Raw genomic sequence first — 1,047 nt, forward strand, 5'->3', positions numbered from 1 at the left:
GTAAGAGATAATGATGAAGTTCTTTCTTTCCAGCTTGTTACTACTAAGCAGCCTATCCTGCATTAGCTTTAGCACACATTCCTTTGAATTGGTTCCTCATAGCGCCACCTATAGCGCTAATATAAAAAAAGGAATCAAAATCAAAGGCAAGGCTGCTAGACATCTGAAGAAAATGGATGAAAACCGCTGGCACTATAGTTTTAATGTCCGCTCTTTTGTAGCCGATATAAACGAAAGCACCCAGTTTACTTTCGAAGATGGCCGCCTTTTACCACAAGGCTACAACTATAGACTTAGCCCCATGTTTGGCCGAGATAGAAAAGCTAAGGTCCATTTCGACTGGCAGGCAGATATGGTTAATGGTCGTAGCAAAGGCGCAGACTGGGAAATTACGGGTATACCCAGTAACACCTACGACCGCCTTAGCTATCAGTTGCAACTTCTACGAGAGCTAGACAGTCCCTCTCCTCGTCTGGATTTCCAAATAGCACATAAGAAAAAACTTAGACCCAGCACGTTCGTAAAAACCGGTGAAGAATTAATTACTACAAAGCTTGGTGAGGCCAAAGCGCTGGTCGTAAAAAAGGTTCGCGCAGATGACAGCAAACGCCAGACCTACCTATGGGTTTCAGAGAAATACCCTATGCTTCTTCTCAAGATGACACAGATCGAGAAAGATGGAGAAGAGTATGAAATACATCTAGAGACAGCTAACGTTAACGGCACAGAAGTTACATTTAAATAGCCAAGGGCGAAGCGTATGAACTACGAGACAGCAAAACAGTACTTACTATCAAAACCTGAAGCCAGAGAAGACTACCCTTTTGGCCCAGATGTTATGGTTCCGAAAATTAAGGCTAAGATGTTTGCTACGCTTGGCGTTAATGACAACATTGCCCAAATGAACCTAAAGTGCGACCCAGATCAAGCAAACGAGCTACGCGACCTTTTTGAAGCCGTAAAGCCCGGTTACCACATGAACAAACTCCACTGGAATACCGTAATTCTTGACGGAAGCATCCCTGTCGGTGAAATTGAACGAATGAT

2 protein-coding genes are annotated in these 1,047 nt (G+C 43.6%); both read left to right on the plus strand.

The window, feature by feature from the left end:
* Positions 1 to 10: 10 nt before the first annotated feature.
* A complete protein-coding gene (locus A3729_RS23230; protein ID WP_068634336.1) occupies positions 11 to 745 on the plus strand; it encodes a DUF3108 domain-containing protein in 735 nt (244 codons plus the stop codon).
* Positions 746 to 760: 15 nt separating this feature from the next.
* On the plus strand, positions 761 to 1,047 hold a 287-nt coding region (locus A3729_RS23235; RefSeq protein ID WP_068634337.1), incomplete at its 3' end, for an MmcQ/YjbR family DNA-binding protein.

It is taken from the genome of Oleiphilus sp. HI0043 (assembly GCF_001634935.1).